Origin of the sequence: Couchioplanes azureus (assembly GCF_014648355.1) — a bacterium.
Classification (GTDB): domain Bacteria; phylum Actinomycetota; class Actinomycetes; order Mycobacteriales; family Micromonosporaceae; genus Actinoplanes; species Actinoplanes azureus.
This window is the reverse complement of record NZ_BMQY01000003.1, coordinates 450452-472776: the sequence shown is the minus strand read 5'-3', so window position 1 is coordinate 472776 and position 22325 is coordinate 450452. Positions and strand designations below refer to the sequence as shown.

The 22325-nt window shown below is 72.6% G+C and carries 17 protein-coding genes; 12 read left to right on the top strand and 5 right to left on the bottom strand.

Annotated elements, in window-relative coordinates; genetic code table 11:
* Window positions 1-442: 442 nt before the first annotated feature.
* From IEY99_RS13370 to IEY99_RS13360, 3 genes are all read right to left on the bottom strand, one after another.
* Window positions 443-868, bottom strand: coding sequence for a PPOX class F420-dependent oxidoreductase (locus IEY99_RS13370; protein WP_189202933.1), 426 nt, complete (start codon window positions 866-868; stop codon window positions 443-445).
* 246 nt (window positions 869-1114) lie between these two features.
* On the bottom strand, window positions 1115-5389 hold the full coding sequence (locus tag IEY99_RS13365; RefSeq protein ID WP_444542445.1) for a GH92 family glycosyl hydrolase: 4275 nt from the start codon (window positions 5387-5389) through the stop codon (window positions 1115-1117).
* A 76-nt stretch (window positions 5390-5465) separates the two neighbouring features.
* Window positions 5466-6323, bottom strand: coding sequence for an arginase family protein (locus tag IEY99_RS13360; protein WP_189202931.1), 858 nt, complete (start codon window positions 6321-6323; stop codon window positions 5466-5468).
* Between the two features lie 106 nt (window positions 6324-6429).
* On the opposite strand from IEY99_RS13360, the gene IEY99_RS13355 reads away from it, so the two are divergent.
* The 3 genes from IEY99_RS13355 (at window position 6430) to ligD (ending at window position 8883) form a co-directional block, all read left to right on the top strand.
* Entirely contained in the window at window positions 6430-7464 is a 1035-nt protein-coding gene (locus tag IEY99_RS13355) for a LacI family DNA-binding transcriptional regulator (RefSeq protein ID WP_189202930.1), read from the top strand.
* A 101-nt stretch (window positions 7465-7565) separates the two neighbouring features.
* Window positions 7566-7919: a hypothetical protein gene (locus IEY99_RS13350; protein WP_189202929.1), complete on the top strand. Its 354-nt coding sequence runs from the start codon at window positions 7566-7568 to the stop codon at window positions 7917-7919.
* 4 nt (window positions 7920-7923) lie between these two features.
* The gene (ligD, locus tag IEY99_RS13345) at window positions 7924-8883 is read left to right on the top strand and encodes a non-homologous end-joining DNA ligase (RefSeq protein ID WP_189202928.1); all 960 of its coding nucleotides are present in this window, start codon (window positions 7924-7926) and stop codon (window positions 8881-8883) included.
* Window positions 8884-8889: 6 nt separating this feature from the next.
* Here the strand turns inward: ligD and IEY99_RS13340 are convergent, their stop codons facing one another.
* Window positions 8890-9471 carry a 3'-5' exonuclease family protein gene (locus IEY99_RS13340; protein ID WP_189202927.1) on the bottom strand — a complete coding sequence of 194 codons (582 nt, stop codon included), beginning with the start codon at window positions 9469-9471 and terminating at the stop codon, window positions 8890-8892.
* A 162-nt stretch (window positions 9472-9633) separates the two neighbouring features.
* Between IEY99_RS13340 and IEY99_RS13335 the strand changes: the two genes are divergently transcribed.
* Window positions 9634-10257, top strand: a complete 624-nt coding sequence (locus IEY99_RS13335) for a hypothetical protein (protein ID WP_189202926.1) — start codon at window positions 9634-9636, stop codon at window positions 10255-10257.
* A 31-nt stretch (window positions 10258-10288) separates the two neighbouring features.
* Here the strand turns inward: IEY99_RS13335 and rnhA are convergent, their stop codons facing one another.
* On the bottom strand, window positions 10289-10750 hold the full coding sequence (gene rnhA, locus IEY99_RS13330) for a ribonuclease HI (protein ID WP_189203587.1): 462 nt from the start codon (window positions 10748-10750) through the stop codon (window positions 10289-10291).
* A gap of 553 nt (window positions 10751-11303) precedes the next feature.
* Between rnhA and IEY99_RS13325 the strand changes: the two genes are divergently transcribed.
* The 8 genes from IEY99_RS13325 to IEY99_RS13290 all read left to right on the top strand — a co-directional run bounded on the left by IEY99_RS13325 (window position 11304) and on the right by IEY99_RS13290 (window position 22322).
* Window positions 11304-12218, top strand: a complete 915-nt coding sequence (locus IEY99_RS13325) for an ABC transporter ATP-binding protein (RefSeq protein ID WP_189202925.1) — start codon at window positions 11304-11306, stop codon at window positions 12216-12218.
* Window positions 12215-13072, top strand: coding sequence for an ABC transporter permease (locus IEY99_RS13320; protein WP_229798604.1), 858 nt, complete (start codon window positions 12215-12217; stop codon window positions 13070-13072). Before IEY99_RS13325 ends, IEY99_RS13320 begins: the two co-directional genes overlap by 4 nt.
* A gap of 887 nt (window positions 13073-13959) precedes the next feature.
* Window positions 13960-15477 (top strand): sugar transferase, encoded by a 1518-nt coding sequence (locus tag IEY99_RS13315; RefSeq protein ID WP_229798602.1) that lies wholly within the window; start codon window positions 13960-13962, stop codon window positions 15475-15477.
* A 70-nt stretch (window positions 15478-15547) separates the two neighbouring features.
* Window positions 15548-16558: a phosphatase PAP2 family protein gene (locus IEY99_RS13310; protein WP_189202924.1), complete on the top strand. Its 1011-nt coding sequence runs from the start codon at window positions 15548-15550 to the stop codon at window positions 16556-16558.
* 5 nt (window positions 16559-16563) lie between these two features.
* Window positions 16564-17496 (top strand): glycosyltransferase, encoded by a 933-nt coding sequence (locus tag IEY99_RS13305; protein WP_229798690.1) that lies wholly within the window; start codon window positions 16564-16566, stop codon window positions 17494-17496.
* 181 nt (window positions 17497-17677) lie between these two features.
* The gene (locus IEY99_RS13300; protein ID WP_189203584.1) at window positions 17678-19612 is read left to right on the top strand and encodes an NHL repeat-containing protein; all 1935 of its coding nucleotides are present in this window, start codon (window positions 17678-17680) and stop codon (window positions 19610-19612) included.
* Window positions 19613-19729: 117 nt separating this feature from the next.
* Window positions 19730-21415: a hypothetical protein gene (locus IEY99_RS13295; protein WP_189202922.1), complete on the top strand. Its 1686-nt coding sequence runs from the start codon at window positions 19730-19732 to the stop codon at window positions 21413-21415.
* A complete protein-coding gene (locus tag IEY99_RS13290; protein ID WP_189202921.1) occupies window positions 21408-22322 on the top strand; it encodes a glycosyltransferase family 2 protein in 915 nt (304 codons plus the stop codon). Before IEY99_RS13295 ends, IEY99_RS13290 begins: the two co-directional genes overlap by 8 nt.
* Window positions 22323-22325: the final 3 nt, after the last annotated feature.

Sequence of the window (22325 nt, the reverse complement as noted above, 5' to 3'; positions counted from 1 at the left end):
ACCCGCTCGCGGGGCGGCCGGCACGAGCCCGCGATCAAGAAATCCTCAAGCGGCCGCGGCCGGCGTCGATTGCCTCCGACGGGGACGGGTTTCCGCCTAGCCCCCCGGATCCCCTGGCGCTTGCGGTGCCGGGGTTCGTCACCTGCCTCCGCGCGCGACACGCGGCTGGGCCCCGGTCAGGCATCCGCCCAGGAGCGGGTGCGGCCGTCGGCTCTTGGCAGCGCGTGCGGCCCGTCGACGCTCACGAGCGGGTGTGGTCCGTCGCCTCTTGGGCGAAGGTGTGGCCCGCCGGCTCTTGGGCACGGCTGCGGGCCGGCGGCGCTCAGGAGCGGGTGTGATCCGTCCGCTCTTGGGAGCGGGGTGCTCTTGGGCGCGGGTGTGGCCGGTCGGCGCTCGCGGCGGGTCCGGCCGCCGGTGGCCGGGAGCGGGTCGGGGCGCCGGCTCAGGACATGGTCCAGCCGTAGAGGCGTTCGACCGTGAGGCGCAGCACGATCCGGCCGTCGGCCACCATCGCGCGGCGGTAGTCGTCCCAGTCGGGGTGCTCCTTGCCCGCGATCAGGCGGTAGACCTCGATCAGCTCCTCGACCGTGGCGTCGTGCTCGTCGGCCGACGGCGGGGAGAAGGACGCGGTGACGTCGGCGGCCACGTAGCCGCCGGTGGGCGGGCCGACCCGCAGCGTCGCGCGGGGGTCGCGGCGCAGGTTGTGGACCTTGGCGAGGTTGTTGCGGGTGGAGACGCGCAGCACGCGGGTGGCCGGGTCGGCCGTGTAGTTGACGTCGGAGAGCTGGGGACGCCCGTCCTTCCTGATCGTGGCGAGCGTGCACAGGTCGGCCGCGACGACGGCGGCCCACAGATCATCGTCGGACATGTCACCACAGTAGAGCGCCGCGGCCCGGTGGAGGAGGGCCGCGGCGCTTCCGTCAGCGGATGGTCAGAGTCCGCCGCGCCGGCCCCGGTGCCGGTCCGGTGGTCACCGGCCCCGCCGGCGCGCCGCCGCGCTCCGCGCGGGACAGCGCAGGCACCCGAGGCCGTGGTGCTCCCGGGCGGCCGTGGTGCTCCCTCCGGAGGCCGTGGGTTCCCGCGGAGGCCCCGGCGCTCCCGGGGGCCGTGGCGGTCAGAGCCGGGCGCATTGGCCCAGGCGGGGACCGGTGCCGGCGGGCGGCAGGCCGTTGCCGACCGGCGCCGGCCGGTTGCCGGTGCAGGTGAGCGGGCCGGTGATCGTGCCGGCCGCGACCACGGTCGCGGTACGGTTGCCGAGCAGCGTCACCGGCCCCTTGACGGTGGACGCCTCCAGCAGGACCGGGCCCGAGCCGCTCACCGTCACCGGCCCGGAGACCGTGGCGTGCAGCAGCGAGACCGTGCCCGCGCCGGCCGCCGTGACGGCGGCACGCAGGGTGGCGCCGGAGACGAGCAGCGACGCCCCCTTGCCGACCGTCACGAGGCCCGTCACGGTCGCCCCCTGCGTGATGCAGGTGACGCCCGACCTCACCGAGACCGCGCCGACCACCTTGTCGGCGATGGTGGTGGTGCAGGCGGGAGCCGGCGTGCCGAGCAGCTCGATCTCGGCCAGCGTCGGGCCGGCCTCGCCGGTGTCCGCCGTGACGTCGAGCTTGTAGTGCGCGTACCGGCCCGGCTTCGCGATCTTGTACGGCCGGGTCTGCAGCCGCCAGTCGAACGTCTGGTCCCGCCGCTCGTCGATCGTCGTCCAGGTGGTGCCGTCGTAGGAGCCGGAGAGCTTCCACGCCTTGGGGTCGCCGGCCGCCGCACCCGAGGTGAGGGTGTAGTAGTCGGCCCGCTGGCCCCCGGAAGAGAAGTCGTACTGCCACGTGCCGACGGCCGCGCGGGTGGCGGAGGTGTCGTCGGTCAGGGCCGGGTCCGACGCCGTGCCGCGGCCCGGGCCGGTCAGGTCGCGCATCGGCTCGGCCACCTTGTCACCGGCCGTGAGCGACGGCGGCGCGTCGTCCTCGCCGGTGCCCCAGGCGGACGGCGACGGGCCCATCTCGAAGTCCAGCACCGCGCCGCCGGCCAGCACCGAGTGCGGCAGCGACGTCGACGTGTGCGCCTTGCCGTTGACCTTCAGCGACTGCACGTACACGTTGCGGGCGCTGTTGTCCGGGGCGTTGACCACGATCCGCTTGCCGCCGGGCAGGTTGACGGTTGCCTTGGTGAACAGCGGCGAGCCGATCGCGTACGCCGGGCTGCCCATCCGCAGCGGGTAGAAGCCGAGCGCGCTGAAGATCTGCCAGGCGCTCATCTCGCCGTTGTCCTCGTCGCCGGGGTAGCCCTGACCGATGTCGCTGCCCAGGTAGAGCCGGGACAGCGCCTCGCGGACCAGCTTCTGCGTCTTGTCCGGCCGCCCGGCGTGGTCGTACATGTAGATGATGTGGTGTGACGGCTGGTTGCTGTGGCCGTACTGTCCCATCCGTACGTCCCGGGCCTCGAGCATCTCGTGGATGGTGCCGCCGTAGGAGCCGGGGAAGCCGGCGGTCTCGGGCGTCGAGAAGAACGCGTCGAGCTTCTTCGCCAGCGCGTCCCGACCGCCGTAGAGGTTGGCCAGGCCGCGGCCGTCCTGCGGCACGTGGAACGCCATGTTCCAGCCGTTGGTCTCGGTGTAGTCGTGACCCCAGACCCGCGGGTCGTAGTCCGAGGGAGGCCGGCGCCACCGCCCCGCGCTGTCCCGCCCCTGGAAGAAGCCCACCGAGTCGTCGAACATGTGGACGTAGTTCAGGGCGCGGTTGCGGAAGTACCCGGCCTGTTCGGCGTACTCGGAGGCCTTGGGTCCGCCCTTCTTCGCGAGTGCCTCGGCCATGGTCGCGATGCCGAAGTCGTTGATGTAGCCGTCCATGGCCCAGGACATGGCCTCGCCGGTGGCGTCGCTCGGGGTCCAGCCCTTGAAGATCGACGTGGCCAGGCCCTTGCGGCCGACGTTGGCGTTCGGCGGCGTCACGGTCGCGTTCTTCACCGCGGCCCGGTAGGCCGTTTCGGCGTCGAAGCCGGGAACGCCCTTGAGGTACGCGTCCGCGAACGCGGCGTCGGAGCTGGTGCCCACCATCAGGTTGGCGTAGCCGGGCGACGACCACCGGGAGATCCAGCCGCCGTCGCGGTACTGCTGGACGAAGCCGTCCACCATCTCGCCGGCCGCGTCCGGGGTCAGCAGCGCGTACGCCGGCCACGTCGTGCGGTACGTGTCCCAGAAGCCGTTGTTGACGTACACCTTGCCGTCCTCGACCGGCGCCCCGGTCTCGGTCGGCGAGCTGGCCGGGCTGGTCACCGCCGACTGCACGGTGTGCTTGTAGACCGGGCTCTGCGCGGTCCCGGTGTTCTCGAAGCCCGAGTTCGGATAGAGGAACAGCCGGTACAGGTTGGAGTACAGGGTGACGAGCTGGTCCTCGGACGCGCCCTCGACCTCGACGGTCCGCATCTTCGCGTCCCATGCGGCTCGCGCCTTGTCGCGGACCGAGGCGAGCGTGGCGTCGGCCGTCACCTCCAGGTCGAGGTTGTGCCGGGCCTGCGCGACGCTGATCAGCGAGGTGGCGATCCGCATGGTCACGGTCCGGTCCGCGCCGGCGGCGACCTTGACGTAGCCGGTCGAGGGCCGGTTGCCGCCGGGCAGCATGCCGCTCGCGGTGATCGGGTCGTCGATCGTGGCGTACACGAACATCCGGGTCCAGCCCGCGGAGAGGCCGCCGCTGTTCACATCGGACCAGCCGCTGACCGTCCGGTTCGCCGCGTCGATGGTGAGCCCGGCGTCGCCGTTGACGTTGTCGAAGATCAGGTTCGCGCTGTCGCCGGGGAACGTGAACTGGAACAGCGCCGCGTGGTCGGTCGGCGCGAACTCCGTCTTGATGCCGTTGTCGAAGGTGACGCCGTAGTAATAGGGCTTGGCCGTCTCGTTCTCGTGCCCGTACGCGAGCGCCCGGGCCGCCCGGCCGGCGTCCGGCGTCCCGGCAGCGGCGGACGGCATGACCTGGAACGTCTGCCGGTCGCCCATCCACGGGCTCGGCTCGTGGCTGGCGGCGAAGGCCTGCAGGACCGGGCGGTTGTCGGCGTTGTTGCGGCGGTGGTACTCGTACAGCCACGAGGTGGAGCCGGCGTTGGTCACCGGGGTCCAGAAGTTGAAGCCGTGCGGCACCGCGGTCGCCGGGAAGTTGTTGCCGCGGGAGAAGTCGCCCGACGAGTGGGTGCCGCGCCGGGTCTCGGCGTAGTCGGAGAGGTGCGCCCGGGGCCGTGCCGGAGCGACCTCGGCGATCGTGATGTCGTCGAACCAGGCCCGGAAACCCGTCGGGCCGTCCGGCTTGTCGTACCCGATCAGGATCCGGTCGATGGTCTTGCCCGCGGCGACCCTGCCGATGCGGGTGGTCCGCTTGTTCCACTGCGCGGTGTAGAGCGTCTTCGACGTGCCCTGCGCCGCGGGGCTGACCACGACGCCGTTCTGGTCGACGGCCCCGAGGTCCGACAGGTAGGTGCCGTCGGTGAAGGCCAGGTCCACCGCGGTGTACGTGGCCGGGTTGCTCAGGTCGTCGCGCCGGAACTCCGGCAGCACCAGGTAGGACAGCTCGGTGTCGGCGGTGACCGCCACATCGACGTCGAAGACCTTGTTGTCCGAGTATCCGCGGCCGTCGGCGGTGTGCCGTCCGGCGACCTGGAACGCCTTCAGCCCGGTGTAGCCGACGCCGGCCTTGGCGGTGGGGGAGCCGGCCGGGCCGGTGCCGAGCCGGCTCTGCATGGGCCCGGCCGGCGGCGGGGTGGTGTTCGCGTCGGCGAGCTCCAGGTCGGCGAGCTGGGTCAGGTTGCCCGACGGGTGACCCGTGACGGACAGCCGGTAGATCCGGAACGAGGCCGGGTTGGCCACCGGAAAGGTCCTCGTCTGGAACCGCTGGTCGAAGGCTTGCCCGGTGCGGGTGTCCACGGTGGTCCAGGCGCTGCCGTCGGCCGAGCCCTCCAGGGTCCAGTCGCGGGGGTCCCGCTCGGGGGCGTCGTTCGCCGAGGTCAGGGCGTAGCTGACGACGGTGGCCGGCGCGTCGAGGGTGTACTGCGCCCAGCTCGTCGGCGTGTCGACCAGCCACTTGGTGGCCGGGTCGCCGTCGTTGAGGTTGCCGACGCCCTCGTCCGGGTTCGGTTGCGCGTTCGCCGCGACGGCGGTGACGTGCTCGCGCAGGCTGCCCGGCATGCCGGCGGTGACGCCGCCGTCGACGCCGTGGCTGCGGCCCTCGCCGTCGTCCACCGTGTCCGTCCAGGTGGGCTGCGGGTCGCCGGGCTCGAACGACGAGCGGAACGAGGTGGCTGCCGCGGCCCGCGCCGCGCCACCGGTCGCGACGGCTGTCGCCGCGGCTATGAGACTGACGGACAGCAGGACGACACTCCATCGTGGCTGGCGCATGCGAGACATCGTCACGCGTGACTGCGTCGATGACAAGGTTTTCCTGACATCGATGTCAGTCCGCCGCCCCGCGGATCGCCCGCGGTTATGCCAGCGCGGTGGCGAGGGCGTCGACGAGCGGCGTCAGGCCGATCTCCGGGGGCACGTGGTCGGGGTTCACGCCGGTCACCGCCAGGCCGGCGAACTGCGGGCTGGCGACGAGCACCGACAGGGTCTCGACCAGCTCCTGCAGGGTGAGCCCCTGCGCCTGCGGGAGGTCGGCGAAAGGTGCCTGTGCGAACGCCAGCACCGCCACGTCGAGGTGGACCACGAAGTTCTGCGCCATCGCCTCCGCGGCGAAGCGGGCCCGGGCGGCCGCCTTCGCCGGCCCGGTGCGCACCTCGTTGGCCGGCACGAAGGTCAGCCTGAGGCGGTTCAGCAGGTCGAGCTCGGGGTCGCCGTACGGACGGTCGAAACCGTACGCCACCGTGCGCTCCGGAGGCACCGCGGCGACCGCCGCCACTCCCGGGTCGCAGCCGGGCAGCCCGAGCAGGTGGGCCAGGAGCATCGCGCCGAGGCTGCCGTGCGGGCTGGTGTCCGGCGTGCCGAGATCCGGGCCACCGGCGACGTGGACCAGCGCCGGGCTGCCCGTCGCGGCCACCAGACCCAGCGTCACCGTGGCGTCGCCGCCCAGCACCAGCGGCACGCCGGGCGCGGCCATGACCTCCTTGGCCACGTCGGCGGCCACCCGGGTCACCGGGCCGGCGTTCTGCGCCGCCGGCCGCGCCAGGTCCGGCCGCCAGCGGAAGCCGGGGACGTCGCCGAAGTCGTTGACGTGCAGGCCGCGGTCGTCGAACGCGGAGAGCAGGCCGGCGGCGCGCAACGCCACCGGTGCCCGCTCCACGCCGGGCGTACGCGCACCCGCACTGGACGGCGCGCCGATCACACTCCACCGGGGAACCATGCGCTTATGCTGCCCGATCGGCGATCGTCCCGGCACCGGCGGGTGGGTGATGGCCGACATCGATGTCATACTGCTGTCCTTCGCCACTTCGACAACTCGGAGCACCATGTCCGCAACCCGGGCCGCCGGCGAGGCCGTCGAAGGCCCCCGCCGTCCCACGCTCACGCAGGTCGCCGAGCTGGCCGGCGTCAGCCTCAAGACCGCGTCCCGGGCGCTCAACGACGAGCCCAACGTCGCCGAGGCCACCGGGCGCCGGGTACGCCAGGCCGCGGACCTGCTGGGATACCGGCTCAACGGCATCGCCCGGGAACTGCGCCGGGGTGCCACCTCCGCGCTCGTCGGCCTCATCAGCGGCGACCTGACGAACCCGTTCTACAGCGCCGTCGCCAGCGGCATCGAACGCGAGCTGCGCCAGCACGGGCTGCAGCTCGTGACGGCCAACAACGACGAGGACGCCGAACTCGAACGGGCCCTGGTCGACGCGTTCCTCGAGCGCCGGGTCCGCGCCCTGCTCGTGGTCCCCAGCGGCGAGAGCCATGAGTACCTCGCGGTCGAGGGCAACCGCGGCGTGCCCTTCGTCTTCCTCGACCGGCCGCCGGACGGCCTGGCGGCCGACGCGGTGGTCATCGACAACCGTGGCGGGGGCCGGGAGGCGGGTGAGCATCTGCTAGCCCACGGTCACCGGCGGATCGCGTTCGTCGCCGACCTGGCCCGGATGGCGCCGCAGCGCGAGCGCCTCGACGGTTTCGTGCAGGCCATGGACGCGGCGGGCAACGAGCAGTGGCGACCCTACCTGCGCACGGACGTGCACGACGTGCACCGGGCCGAACAGACCGTACGGGAGCTGCTCACGCTCGACCCGCCACCCACCGCGCTGTTCACCACCAACAACCGGCTGACCACAGGGGCGCTGCGGGCGCTGCGCGGGCACCCCGCGACGCCGGCCCTGATCGGCTTCGACGACTTCGACCTGGCGGACGTCATCGGCACCACGGTCGTGGCGCACGACCCGGTCGCCCTGGGCCGCGAGGCGGCCCGGCTGGCGCACCAGCGGATCAGCGGGTTCGCCGGCCCGGCCCAGACGGTGGTCGTCCCGACCGCGGTGGTGGCCCGGGGCAGCGGCGAGCGGCCGCCGGCCTGACGCCGTGGCGCTCCGCGCGGGACACCCGCGGGCCGCGAGGCCCCCGCACGGGTGACCCGCTCGACGGGCGCCGGCTTGCCGGCTCGCTTAGAGTTCATCTCGTGACGCTGGAGATCGAGGGACCGCCGCTGACCAGGGGCGCCGTCGTACACCGGACGGCGCAGGAGAAACGGGACGACCGGCGCGCCGCGGCCCGGCGTGCGGAGGCCGCCCTGCACGTCCTGCTCGTCACCCTCATCTGGCTGGTGTCCGTGTCGTTCCTTTTGGGCTGGGCGCTGCTCGGTCCCGAGCGCTCACCCGGAACGCTGCTCGTCGCCGCCCTGCTGACCGTGGTACTCCCGTTCTCCGGCGCGGTCATCGCCACCCGCAACGGGCTGTACTTCACCGGCGGCGCCTACGCCATGCTGACCCTTGCCATGGTGCTTCCCGCGATCAGCATGGTGCGGGCAGGATGAGGCGATGGCGGCCGAGAAGGAAGAACGCGACGGCGTACCACTGACCAACCTGGACCAGGAACTCTTCCCGGACGCCGGCGCGACCAAGCGTGACCTGGTCGACTACCTCGACGCGGTGCGGACGCGGATGATCCCGGTGCTGCGCGACCGGCCGCTGTCCGTGGTGCGGGTGCTCCGCGGGCAGGACAAGTTCGTCCAGAAGAACCTCCCGACGTACACGCCGGAGTGGGTGGCGCGCACCAAGGTCTGGGCCGAGGCGTCACACCGCGAGGTCCTGTACGCGCTCTGCAACGATCGCCGCACCCTGCTCTGGTTCGCCAACCAGCGTGCGGTCGAATACCACCCCACCCTGATGACGGTCGCGGAGCCGGATCGCCCGACGCACCTGATCATGGACCTCGACCCGCCGGAGGGCGGCGCCTTCGACCTCGCCGTACGAGCGGCCCGGCTGGTCCGGCAGGCGCTCGCCGACGCGGGCATGGACGGCGCGGTGAAGACCAGCGGCGCCAAGGGCCTGCACGTCTTCGTCCCGCTCGACGGCGGCGCCACCACTGCCGACGTCGCCGCGGCGACCCGGGCGGTGGCGGCCCGCGCCGAGCGGCTCGACCCGGGGCTCGCCACGACCGCCTTCATCCGCGAGGACCGGCACGGCAAGGTGTTCCTCGACGCGACGCGCTCCGGCGGGGCGAGCGTGGTCGCCGCGTACAGCCCGCGGGTGCGGCCCGGCGTGCCGGTGTCCTTCCCGGTGGCCTGGGACGACCTTGGCGACGTGACCCCCGCCGACTTCACCGTGCACACCGTGCCCGGCCTGCTCGGCGACGCCGACCCGTGGGCGGCGACGATGCCGCCGCCGCAGCGCCTCGACCCCGGGCTCGTCGAGGAGGGGCACACCATCCCGGTGGCCCGGGTCGCCGCGATGCACGAGGGCAAGCGGAGGGCGCGGGCGCGCCGGGAGGCGGGCTGAGGCCCGTCACGCCGCCGGGCCGGGCCACTCCACGAGGTTGCAGAAGAGCTCCGCCTGCTCGATCGCGTCGTCCAGCGCATGATGGGTGTGGCGGCGCCCGCCCAGCAGCTCCGCCGGCATCGACCGCTTGCCGACCGCCCGTACCGGCCGGCGCGCCTTGTGGGCGAACAGCGTCTTCATGTCCAGATGACCGGAGTGACCGAACGGCGAGCCACCCGTGAACCGCACCTGATACCAGTACGTGAACATCCAGTCGAAGCCGAGCGGATAGCCGACGAAGACCGGGCGGGCCCGGTACCGCCCGGCCAGCTCCGCCAGCCACGCCACGTTCTCCGCCATCGCCACCGCCGGGGCGGCCCCGGTGCGGGCCAGCGCCGCCCGGTCCAGCCCGGAGACCGCCAGGGCCTCGGGGACGAACTCGGGCGAGATCGGCTGCAGCTCCCGGTAGAAGGTCTCGGTCTCCAGGCGGCGGAAGGTGGTGCCGTCGTACGTCGCGGCCGCGGCCATACCCAGCGACAGCATCGAGTACGGGCCCGGGATCGGGCCGTCCGCCTCGATGTCCGTCGAGATGTAGAGATCGGTCGGCACCGGACGAGCTTAGGTCTCCGTCCCGCACCGGCGACGCACACGGACAGCGCAGGACCGACCGCCGGGAGCTCCGGCTCTGTGGGCAACCTTTCCTGTCGACCGATCGGGGTACGTCAAACGGGCTATAGCTCCCGGTCTATGCCCTTGGTGAGAATCTGTCGCATGGCCGCCCCCGGACACGACGCCTTGCTGATCTCGCTCCTCGCCGCGTGCACCGCCTGCATCGGGTACGCGGTGGGCCGCCTGCACCAGTGGTATCGCACGGGCCTGGACCGCGACGAGGCCTACCGGGACGGCTACGAGACCGCCACCCGCAGCGTCTTCAGCACGGCGGCGCGCCTGATCGGCCCCCGCCGGGCGGCCCGCGGCACGGCGGCCGTCCGACCCGCGCCACCGGCCCCGGGCGGGCCGTCGGCGGCGGTCGCTCGGGGCGGGTCGTCGTCGGCGGTGGGTCCGGGCGGGTCGTCGGCGGCGGTGACGCGGCCCGAGGTCGCCGGGGATTCGGACGGCGGGCGGCATCTCGTTCCCGACGAGCTGGTGCAGGCGGCGACCTACCGCCTGGCGCCCGACCGCGTCGCCCGGGCCAAGGTGCCGGGTGCCGCGCCGGCGGCGGCCGTCGTCGCCGGGGACGACGCGGCGACCGCGGCGACCGGCGCGGCGATCGGCGCGGCGGCAAGCGGCGCGGCGGCAAGCGGCGCCGGGGCGACCGGGGCGGCCGGGGCGGCCGCTGGCGAGGACGGGGATACGACGCGGCTGCCGTTCGTTCCGCGGCCGCGTTCCTCCTGAGCGGCGCCTGCGATCGCTAGCGGTCTGCGGCTCAGCGGGCGGCCAGGGCTTCCTGGAGGCCGCGGGCGGCGAGGCGGTCGGCGCGCTCGTTCTCCGGGTGGCCGGCGTGTCCCTTCACCCAGTGCCACTGCACCTCGTGACGGCGCACGGCCGCGTCGAGGCGCTGCCAGAGGTCGACGTTCTTCACCGGCTGCCGGGCCGAGGTCAGCCAGCCGTTGGCCTTCCAGCGCGGCAGCCACTTCGTGATGCCGTCGCGGACGTAGATGCTGTCGGTGTAGAGCAGGACCGGCAACGGCGCCCGGGTCAGGCTCTCGAGCGCGCGGATGGGCGCCATCAGCTCCATCCGGTTGTTGGTGGTCGGCGTGGCCTCCCCGCCGCAGAGGTCCTTCTCCCGGGTGCCCCAGCGCAGCACGGCACCCCAGCCGCCGGGCCCGGGATTCGGCACGCAGGCGCCATCCGTGAAGATCTCCACCGCCGTGACCGAGCCCGTCATGGGCAGCACCCTACCCAGCGCCACCGCCACGCCGGCCCGCAGCACCAGCACTCACGGCAGGTTGCGGAAGCGGGCCGACCGCACCACGACGAAGGCGGTCATCCGCGGCACGCCGCCAGGTGGGCGTCGGAGCGGTCGACGGGGTGAGCGCGCACCGCGCGCCAGGCGCCGGGTGGCGCGGGTGTCAGGCGCCGGGTGGCGCGGGTGTCAGGCGCCGGGTGGCGCGGGTGTCAGGCGCCGGGTGGCGCGGGTGTCAGGCGCCGGGTGGCGCGGGTGTCAGGCCGCCGGCCCGGGGGCCTGCGTGACGCGGACAGGCCTGCCGGGGGGAACCGGTCCGGGTCGCCGGCCTGTCCCGCTCTCCCGGAGCGTATGGGAGCGCTCCCAAGGTCGCAACCGGCCACGTTCGCGCACTCGGCGTCAGTCGTGCGGGTGCGGGCTTCGTCGATGCCGGCATACCGCGGCCGGCCGTGCGATCCGCGGCGCGTGCAGGACGTGGGCCACACCGGCCGGAGGCGCGGCGGCGCCGTCCTGCCCAGCCAGTACAGTTTCGTCCATGGTCGAGGCCGCCGTCGAGGTGCAGGACGTCGTCGTCAGATACGGCGATGTCACCGCCGTCGACGGAGTCTCCCTGACCGTCCCGCGCGGGTCCATCCTCGCGCTGCTGGGCAACAACGGCGCCGGGAAGACCAGTCTCCTGCAGGTCTGCGAGGGTTTCCGCGGCCCGGACGGCGGCTCGGTCCGGGTCCTCGGGCTGGACCCGGTCGCCGACCACGACGCCCTGATGCCGCGCCTGGGGATCATGCTGCAGTCCGGGGGCGTCTACCCCTGGGCCACCGCGGGCGAGATCCTGCGGCTCTTCGCCTCGTACGCGGCGAATCCGCTCGATGTGGACATGCTGCTCGACCGGCTGGGCCTGCGGAAGTTCGCCAAGACCACCTTCCGGCGCCTCTCCGGCGGCGAACAGCAGCGGCTCTCGCTCGCCGTCGCCCTCGTGGGGCGTCCCGAGCTCGTGTTCCTCGACGAGCCGACCGCCGGAATGGACGTCGGCGCGCGGCAGACCACCTGGCAACTCGTCGACAGCCTCCGCGCGGACGGGGTGTCGGTGCTGCTGACCACCCATCTGCTCGACGAGGCCGAGAGCCTGGCCGATCACGTCGTGATCATGGACAACGGGGTGGTGGCGGCCACGGGCACCCCCGCCGAGCTGACCGCCGCGGCCGGCATCGACCTCCTGCACGTACGCGCGGATCCGGCCCTCCCCGTCGCCGCCCTGGCGGCCCGCCTCGACGCCACGGTCGCGGAGGGGTCCCCGGGCGACTACACGGTCGCCGGTGCCCTCGACACCGAGGCGATCGCGGCGGTGCTGGCCTGGTTCGCCGAGGCCGGGGCCCAGGTGACCGCGGTCAACACCCGCCGCCGGACCCTCGAGGACGTCTACCTCGCCCTGACCGCCGGAGCGACCCGATGAGCAGCAGCGCCAGCAAGCCCGCGGGCAACGGCGCCTTCCCGCCTGCGGGTGGTGGCACGTTCATTCCGGCAGGCGGTGGCACCTTCCCGCCCGCGGGCGGTGGCACGTTCACGCCGGCGCCCGGCCGCGCACCCATGCGGGCGATCCTGCGCAAGCAGATCCGCATGGAGTTGCTCCTGACCGCCCGGCGCGGCGAGGCCGTGGTGCTCGCCATGGGAGTCCCGCTGCTCGTCCTGCTCGGCGCCGGGCTCACCCGGGCGACCAACCTGCCCACCGACGACCGGCTGGGCTACGTCGTCCCGGGCGTCCTCGCGCTCACCGTCATGTCCACGGCCTTCACCGGGCAGGCGATCACCACCGGCTACGAGCGCAGCTACGGCGTGCTCAAGCGGCTCGGCGCCTCGCCGCTCACCCGGCCCGGTCTGCTGTTCTCCAAGACGGCGGCGATCCTCTGCCTCGTCGCACTGCAGACGCTGGCGCTCGCCCTGGTCGGCGTCGCCGCCGGCTGGCGCCCGGAGCCGTCCCAGCTGCTGCCGGCCCTCGGCGTCACCGTTCTGGCGACGGCCGCCTACTGCGGCCTGGCCCTGCTCATCGCGAGCCTGCTCCGTCCCGAGACGGTCACCGCGGCGGCCACGTTGATCTACGTCCTGATGCTCGCGGCCGGCGGCATCATGTTCGCGGCGCCGGATCTGGGTGCGGCGGGTCACTTCCTGCTGCCGCTCGCCGCCCACGCCGAGGCCCTGCGGAACACCCTCACCGACGGCGCGGCCGTGCCCGGCACGATCTGGCTGAGCCTCACCGTGTGGGCGGCCGTCGCCCTCACGGCCGCCGCCCGCAAGTTCCGCTGGGAGTAGCGGGCACTGCGGGTTGCCGCACCGGTCCCTCGCGGCGAGTGAGCGCCGCACCCAGGAGTGGTGAAGAAGTCCGGCAGGGCGACCGCGACGGCGGCAGGGCAACCGACGGCGGCTGAGCAGTCCGACGGCGACAGCGCCGCCCGACCGCGGTAGGGCAAACCGGGGCAAGCCGACGGCGGCCGGGCAGTCGCACGGCCGCGCGGCAGTCGGATGGCCGCGGGGCAGGAGGACGGCCGCGGGGCGGCGCGGCGGGGACGGGCCGTCCGTTCGGCCGGGGCGCTGCGCCGATCGTCGGTGCCGGGCACCGGGATGTTCGCCGGGGCCGGCCCGGCGGCTGCGCACCTCGCTGGCCGAATCGGATCATAGTCCTTCATCCCGGACGCATGCCGACGCGTCGATCCCTGTCAAGTGGGCCGATCGGCGCGGGCGTCTCCCGACCGGGTGGTTCATTCCAGTCCGGACGATCGACTTCTCATCGAAGATCATACGAGCCCGGCGAGTGCGCTCCGGGGCGACTGTGTCACGGTGCGGAATCGCGGCTCCCCGTACCGGACAAATGACGGCGGCCAATGCGGAGGAAACGGTCATATATTGACGGCCATGTCAAGTCTTCCGTCACTCTCGGTTTGACTGGTAGTTTGTCCGTTGTAGAGGCGAGTTCACCTGCAATGCACAGGATGCGTCGCGCGACGGCATCCGAAATTTGCCAGCGACCCAAGTAAAGATTGCGACACGCGGGGTCGGCTTTAACCCGTTCCTCGTCTAGCGTTCACCGCCAAGGCGTCCTTGCGCTTGTTTGTTGTGGGCCAAGGGGTGGGGGGCGTGGAACAAGTGGTGTGCGCGAAATTGCCGAGTGGGCGTGGGGTCTCACCGGAGGCAGAGGCGTCGTGACAACGACGGGAACGACGGCGGGGAACGCCGACACTCAGGACATACCGAAAATTTCAGACTACCCGGACGTCGGCGACAGGGATCTCGGCGACGTCTGGGGGCGAGGGCACGCCGACCGGTGGGTCTGGGAGGCGCGCTACGTCAAGCTGCTCCTGATCGTCGACTTCGGAGCGACGCTGGTGGCCACCCTGGCCGCCTTCGTGCTGCGCTTCCAGGGCGCCGCGTACGCGGACTGGTATCTCGCGCTGTCCGCGCTCATCCCGCCGCTCTGGGTGGGCCTGCTGGCGCTGACGCATGCGTACGAGCGGCGCGTCCTGTTCGTCGGCGGCGAGGAGTACCAGCGCGTCCTGCGCGCCGGCGTACGGCTGACCGTCGGCATGGCCCTGGTGTCCTACGTCGCCAAGGCCGACCTCGCCCGCGGCTATCTGCTCATCGCGCTGGTGCTGACGACCGTGTTGTCCCTCTCCGGGCGCATCATGCTGCGCAAGATCCTGCACCGCGCCCGCCGGAAGGGCGCCTGCATGCACCGGGTCCTGGTGCTCGGCCACGCGCCGGCGGTCGCGCAGCTCACCCGGCAGCTGCACCGGCGCTACCACCACGGCCTGCAGGTCATCGGCGCCTGCCTGCCCGCCGACCAGCTCGCCGGGGCGTCGCACCTGGTGGAGGTGCCGGTGTTCGGTGCCCTCGGCGCCGCGGCCAACTCGGCCGCCGCGGCCGGCGCCGACACGGTCATGGTGCTGTCCTGCCCCGAGCTCGACGGGCCGATGCTGCGCCGGCTGGCCTGGGAGCTGGAGCGCGACGACATCGACCTGATCGTCTCGTCCTCGCTGGTGGATACGGCGGGCGACCGCATCACGGTGCGCCCGGTGGACGGGCTGCCGATGATGCACGTCGAGCACCCCCGCCTGTCCGGCGGCCGGCGGCTGATCAAGTCGGTCTTCGACGTCTCGGTGGCGGCCCTGCTGCTGGTGCTGCTGGCGCCGGTCTTCCTGGCGATCGCGCTGATCATCAAGCTCGACACCGGGGGGCCGGTCTTCTTCCGGCAGGTACGCGTCGCCCGGGGCGGCGAGACGTTCCGGATGGTGAAGTTCCGGACGATGCACACCGACGCGGAGGCGCGCTTCGCCGCCATGCGCGAGCAGAACGAGTTCTCCGGCGTGCTGTTCAAGATGCGTGACGATCCCCGGATCACCCGTTCCGGCCGCTGGCTGCGCCGGTATTCGCTGGACGAGCTGCCCCAGCTCATCAACGTGCTGCTGGGTGAGATGTCGCTGGTGGGGCCGCGGCCGCCGCTGCCCAGCGAGGTGGAGCAGTACCCGCAGGACATGCGCCGGCGGTTGATGGTCAAGCCGGGCATGACCGGGCTGTGGCAGGTGAGCGGCCGGTCGGATCTGTCGTGGGAGGACTCGATCCGGCTCGACCTGCAGTATGTGGAGAACTGGTCACTCACCGTGGACCTGGTCATCCTCATGCGGACCGTGATGGTCGTGACGCGGGGCGCAGGCGCGTACTAGACGCGCCCGGCATTCAAGGGGATCGTGCGGTCGGGACACCGCAGATGTGGGGACAGTTTCAGTGGTATTGATGTACTTTTTCGCGGCCTTGTCGGTCATCGTTCCGGCGGTGGCCGGACCGCTGCTCGCCTACGGGCCGGGCCGGCGCCTGGCCCGAGGACGCCTGGTCACCCGGACCAGGGCGGCGGTCGCCGGGCTCGTCGTGACGCTCGGGCGGCCCGTCACGGCGCTGGCGTTCGTGCTGTTCTGGGCCGCGCTCATCGTCGCCGTGTTCTGGCCCGTGGGGCTGCTGGCCCACAGCCTGGAGGACGCGATCGACTGGCCGGTGCTGCTGTGGGTGACCGAGCGGCGCAACCCCTCCTTCGAGGAGTTCAACTGGTTCTACACCGCGCTCGGTGACCGGGACCCGCTCAAGAAGGTGGTCGTGGCCGCCGCGGTCGTCTTCGCCGTGCTGTGGCGCAAGCGCTTCTGGATCCCGCTGGTCGCGATCCTGCTCAGCTTCCCGCTCGAGCAGTACGTCCAGGCGATCCTGGCCGGCATGGTGGACCGCGGGCACCCGCCGACCGGGCTGGGGTCGTACCCGTCGGGCGGCATCGCGCGGGTCGTCATGACCTTCGGGGCCATCGCCCTGTTCGTCGCCCTCACCTGGAAGCTGAGCCGGCGCTGGCACGTGGTGCTGGGCACGGTGGTGTTCGTGCTGGCGGCGTACGAGGGCTACTCGCGGATCTACACGCAGAAGCACTGGATCACCGACGTCATCAGCGGCCTGACCTTCGGGCCGGCCCTGTTCCTCGGCTACGCGGTCGCCGTCTGCATCCTCGCCGGCCGCTATCCGCGCCCGGAAACCGGGGCGGCGGCGAGCGGACCGGCGTCCGAGGCGACCGGCGCCGCGGGCCAGGCGAGCGCGAACGCGGGCGGGGCGAGCGCGAACGCGGGCGGGGCGAGCGCGAACGCGGGCGGGGCGAGCGCGGGCGGGGCGAGCGCGGGCGGGGCGAGCGCGGGCGGGGCGAGCGCGAACGCGGGCGGGCAGGCCGGGGAGAGCACGGGCGAAGGGCGACCCGAGGCGGTACCGGCGGCGTGACGACCATGCTCGTCGCCTCGACCGGCGGCCATCTCGCGGAGCTGCACGACCTGGCTCCGCGGCTCGGCGTGGGCGCGCGGCGGTGGGTGACGTTCGACAGCCCGCAGAGCCGCTCGCTGCTCGAGGGCGAGGATGTCGTGTTCGTCCCGCCGGTCACGAGCCGGGACATGGCCGGAGTCCTGCGCGACCTGGCGGTGGCGCGGCGGATGTTCAAGGCCGAGCGCTACGAACACGTCATCAGCACCGGCGCCGCCGTCGCCATGGCGTTCTTCCTGCCGGCGACCGCGGCCGGGGTGCGGTGCTCCTACATCGAGAGCGCCACCCGCACCGCCGGTCCGTCGCTCACCGGCCGGCTCGCGGCGCGGGTGCCCCGGGTCGGCCTGTACACCCAGTATCCGGGATGGGCCGCGGGCAACTGGCGCTACGGCGGGTCCATCTTCGATGCTTTCGAGGCCGAGGCGAAGCCCGGGCCGCCGCGGATCCGCAAGGCGGTGGTGACCCTCGGTACGCACGCGCGGTACACGTTCCCGCGCCTGCTGACCCACCTCGTCGGACTGCTTCCGCCGGAGTGGGACGTCCTGTGGCAAGTGGGTTCGACAGTGATCGATAGGATGCCGGACGGTGCGCGCCGGCAGGTCCCGATCACCGAGATGCGGCAGGCGCTGGCGGAGGCGGACGTCGTCATCTCCCACGCGGGAGTCGGCTCCGCCCTGGCCGCGATGCAGGCCGGCAAGCGTGCGCTGTATGTCCCCCGGCGAAAGGCGTACGGCGAGCACATCGACGACCACCAGGTCGAGATGGCTCGGGAACTGGAAGGTAGAAAACTGGTGGTTGCCCGCGAGGCACAGAACGTGACCCTCGCGGATCTCGAAACAGCCGCAGCCTGGTCGGTGCGGGCCGCTCCCGGTGTCGCGCCGTTCCGGCTCGCGCCGAGGTGACACTGCGTCGTGCTCATGTCCCCTGTGCACGGTTCAAAGAAAAAGGTCGCGGTCTTCGTCCGTACGGTCGATAGCGCGCGGCTCGCTCCGGCACCAGGCTGCGTCAATCCTTAAATTTTTATTAGTAGGAGGGCTCGTGTCCCTGAAGCGTCGACTCCGGCCGCGGCCGCTCACCAGGTTGCTGGTGCCGGCTGTGGTGACGAGTCTGACGGTCGCAATGACCGCTATTCCGGCGAATGCCGTGTACGTACCGCCGAGTGAAGCGGCCACCATCGTCGCAGCGAGTCCTGCGGACAACACACCGCACGCCCAGAACGGCAGCATGCGGGCGTTCGCACAAATTGGTAACACTGTCTACGCGGGTGGGTCGTTCACCGGCATCAAGGCGGCCGGCGCCGCCTCCTTCTCGCCCGCCAGCAACCTCATCGCGTACGACGCGACGACGGGCGCGCTGAAGACCGGCTTCGCCCCGGTGCTGGACGGCGCGGTGCAGACCCTCGCGGTCAACCCCGACGGCAAGCTGATCGTCGGCGGCAGCTTCGGCACCGTGAACGGGGTCGCCCGCAAGAACCTCGTCGCGCTCGACCCGGCGACCGGCGCGACGGTGACCAGCTGGGTCGGCCGCAGCGACGGCGGCGTCGTGCGCCGCGCGATCGTGCAGGGCAACCACCTCTACATCGCCGGCGCCTTCCACTGGGTCAACGGCACCCAGCACTCACTGCTCGCCCGGCTCAACGCCACCACCGGCGCGATCGACCCGACCTTCCAGATCGACGCGGGCGGGGCCCGGCCCTACCCCAACTCGACGGAGCTGGTCTGGGGCCTCGCGGTCGCCCCGGACGGCAAGACCGTCGTGGCGGTCGGCAACTTCACCTCGGTCAACGGCGCGAGCCGCAACCAGGTCGTCATGATCGACACCTCGGCGACCCCGGCCGTCGCCGACTGGAGCACCGACCGGTACGTGGCCGCCTGCTACAGCGGCTCCTTCCCGTTCTACGCGCGCGACGTCGACTTCTCCGACGACGGCAAGTACTTCGTCATCATCGCCGACGGCGGCCGCAGCAACGACGCGTACTGCGACGCCACCGCGCGCTGGGAGACCGCCGGGCGGGGTACGAACGTCCCGGCCACCTGGGTCGACTTCACCGGCACCGACTCGGTCACCTCGCTCGAGGTCGCCGACGGCGTCGTCTACGTGGGCGGGCACTTCCGCTGGCAGAACAACGCCAACGGCAACGACTCGCAGGGTCCCGGCGGCGTGAGCCGCTACGGCATCGCCGCGCTGGACCAGCAGAACGGCGTGCCGCTGAACTGGAACCCGACCCGTTCGCCCGGCAGCCAGCTGCCGAGCGGGGGCACCAACTGGGGCCCGATCATGTGGGAGATCTGGAAGGGTCCGAACGGTCTCTTCGTCGGCCAGGACTCCGACGGTCTCGGCAACGAGTACCACGGCCGCCTCGGCTACTTCCCGGAGCAGGGCGGGCGCACCATCGGTGTGCAGGACGCGCCCCAGGCCGATTCGGGCTTCCTCTACCTGGGTGCGGGCAACGGCCAGCTCACCAAGATCTCGTACGGTCCGGGCGGCCTCGGCGCCCCGACGACGGTGAGCCAGCCGCAGTTCACCAACGGCCGCGCGGCGTTCGCCCTGCACAACAAGCTGTACTGGGCGAAGACCGACTTCTCGGCGCCGTCCGGTTCGGTGCTGAACGTGTCGATGCTGACCAACGGCACCATCGGCGCGCCGTGGGTGGGCAGCGGCTACAACTCCTGGTTCCAGGCCTCCGCGATGACCGGCGCCTTCTACCTTCAGGGCCGGATGTACTACACGTCATCGACGAGCAACACCTTGTTCTACCGGTACCTCACGCCGGACGGCTCGGTCATCGGCTGCACGTGGTTCCCGGTGGCCACGAAAGGTATCGATTGGCGAACCGTCCGTGGTATGACCTGGGTGGCGGGGAAGCTCGTCTACGGGTCCACGGACGGGACGCTGCGCTCCGTCGCGTTCGACCCGGCGGCCGACACGGCGGTCGACGGTTCGACGGCGACCGTCGTGGCGACCGGCACCCCGTCGGTGCCCTGGAACAACCCGACCCTGTTCTTCGCGACGTCGTAGCGACATCGACCGCGTAGCGGACACAGGAGCGGACCGTTCCCGGCCGGGCAGCGTCGCCCGGCCGGGAACGTCTGGTCGGACCGAGAAACAAATGCAGATGTCGGGGAGACACGACACATGGATGTGACTGATTCCGTCGCCGCGAGCCGGCAGCGGGTCGTCGGCTTTGCGGACGTCGTAAGGATTCCGCTGCGCCGCTGGCGCATCGTGGCAGCCGCCACCGCGGGACTCACCCTCGTCGTGCTGGCCTACCTGTTCTTCTTCCCGGCGACGTACCGCGCCACCGCGGTCGTCGTGCTGCGGCCGGTGGTGACCGACCCCTTCACGCTGCCGTCCAGCGGCGCGGACCGGGCCATCAACATGACCGCCGAGAACGGCATCGCGCTCGGCAACGACGTCATCGACTCGACCGCGAGCAGCCTCTCCCGCGACCCCGAGGACGTGCGCGAGGCGCTCAGCGTGGAGGTGCCCACGGGCGGCCAGGTGCTGCGCTTCCAGTACGCCGGCGACAGCGAGGACAGCGCGATCACCGGGGCCAACACGGCCGCCAAGACCTACCTGCAGGTCCGCGAGGACATCTACAAGGACCAGCGGAAGGCCCTGATCGAGTCGTACGACAGCACCATCAAGTCGGTGACCGCCCAGCGCCTGGAGGCGCAGAAGGAACTCCCGGAGGACGCCGAGTCCGGGTCCGAGGTCACCCCGCGCACCCAGGCCAAGCTGGACCAGGTCGGCGCGCTCAACGACCAGATCGCCCAGCTCGCGAACGCCCGCGCGAAGGTGGCCTCCGCCGACCTGAGCCCGGGCTCCATCGCCGCGGCGGCCCGCGCGCCGGTGCCGTCCAGCCACGACGCCGGAATGCTCTACCTGGCCGCCGCCCTCCTCGGCGGCGTGCTCGCCGGCATGGTCGCCGCGCACGCCCGGGAGGCGCTCGACCGCCGGATCCGCTCGATCGACCAGGCCGCCGACATCGTCGGGGTGCCGGCGCTCGGGGTGGTCCGGGCCGTCGGCCGGGAGGGTGACGCGGGACCCGCGGCCGACGCCCGGTACGTCTCCCTGGCCGTCCTGAAGTGGATCGACCGGCACCCCGACCGTCCGCTGGTCGTGCTCTCCGGGCGTGACGACGAGGGTCGCACCACGGTGTCGGGCAACCTCGCGGTGGCGCTCTCCGAGGCCGGCCAGGACGTGACCCTGGCCGCCCCGGCCGAGACCCAGGAGGAGCTCAAGCGCATCCTGTTCGCGGCGCAGAAGCGGACGCCGCCCCGGCCGCGGGCCGTCCCGTCGTCCGGTACGGCGCTCAACGGCACCGCCATGGCCGGCGGCTTCGGCCTGGGCGCCGGCAAGGGCACGGAGGGCCCGTCCGCCGGCGGCCGCCGGCACAGCTCGCCCGTGCGCCTCGCCGAGACCCGGACACCGATGACCACGGCCGCCCAGGATCCCGACGCCACGATCATCATGGAGGCGGGCGGCAGCCGGCGCGGCCCCGCCTCGCCGCTCGGCACCCAGCCGCTCCGGTCCACCTCGGAGCGTGACTCCCAGGCGCCGAACGTCGTGCTCATCGGTGGCGGCGTCGTGCGGCTCTGCGCGCTGGGCGAGGAGCCGGAGACCGGCGTGGTGGTCATCGACGCGCCCGCCTCGGACACCGACGAGCGCGGTGTGCGCGTCGCGCAGGACGGCGTCGCCGTGCTGGTCGTCGCCCGGGACCGGACCCGCAACGCCGAGCTCACCCGCCTGGTGGACCGCCTGCGCTCCGCCGGCGCCCAGACTGTCGGTTTCGTCCTTACCGGAGGCCACGGTGCCTGAGCACTACCCGGACGTCAGCGTCGTCGTCGCCACGCGCGACCGGCCGGGGCTGCTGGAGCGGGCGGTGGCCAGCATCCTGCACCAGGACTATCCCGGCCGCATCGAGTGCATCGTCGTCTACGACCACGTCGACGTGCGCGAGCTCAACGTCACCGCGGGGCCGGACCGATCGCTCAAGCTCGTCGACAACACCCACCGGCAGGGGCTGCCCGGCGGGCGCAACAGCGGCGTCGACGCGGCCACCGGCGAGCTGCTGGCCTTCTGCGACGACGACGACATCTGGCTGCCGGCGAAGCTGAGCCGCCAGGTGGAGCGGCTCGCCGACCCCGCGATCGGCGCGGTGAGCTGCGGGCTGCGGCTGCGCGGTCCCGGCATCGACAAGGAACGGGTGCTCGCCAAGGACCTCGTCACCCACGAGGACTTCCTCGCCGACCGGGTGATGGAGGTGCACTCCAGCACGATGCTCGTCCGCCGCAGCACCTGGCAGGCCGCGGGCGAGGTCGACGAGGGCATCCCCGGCGGCTACAGCGAGGACTACGAGTGGCTGCTGCGCGTCTCGGCGCACACGCCGGTCGCGATCGTGCGCGAGCCGCTCGTCATCGTGGACTGGCACGGCGGGTCGTTCTACTTCGGCCGGTGGGCGACGATCGTCGAGGCGCAGCGCTACCTCATCCGCAAGCACCCCGACCTGGCGGACAACCGCGCCGGCCTGGCCCGGCTGCGGGGACAGATCGCGTTCGCCCTCGCCTCCGGCAACCGGCGCAGCGAGGCGGTGCGGGAGCTGGCGGCGGTGGTCCGGCTCAACCCGCGGGAGAAGCGCGTGCTGGTCACCGTGCCGGTGATCCTGCGGCTGATGACCGGCGAGTGGATCCTGCGCATGGCGCAGAAGCGCGGCAAGGGGATCTGAGGC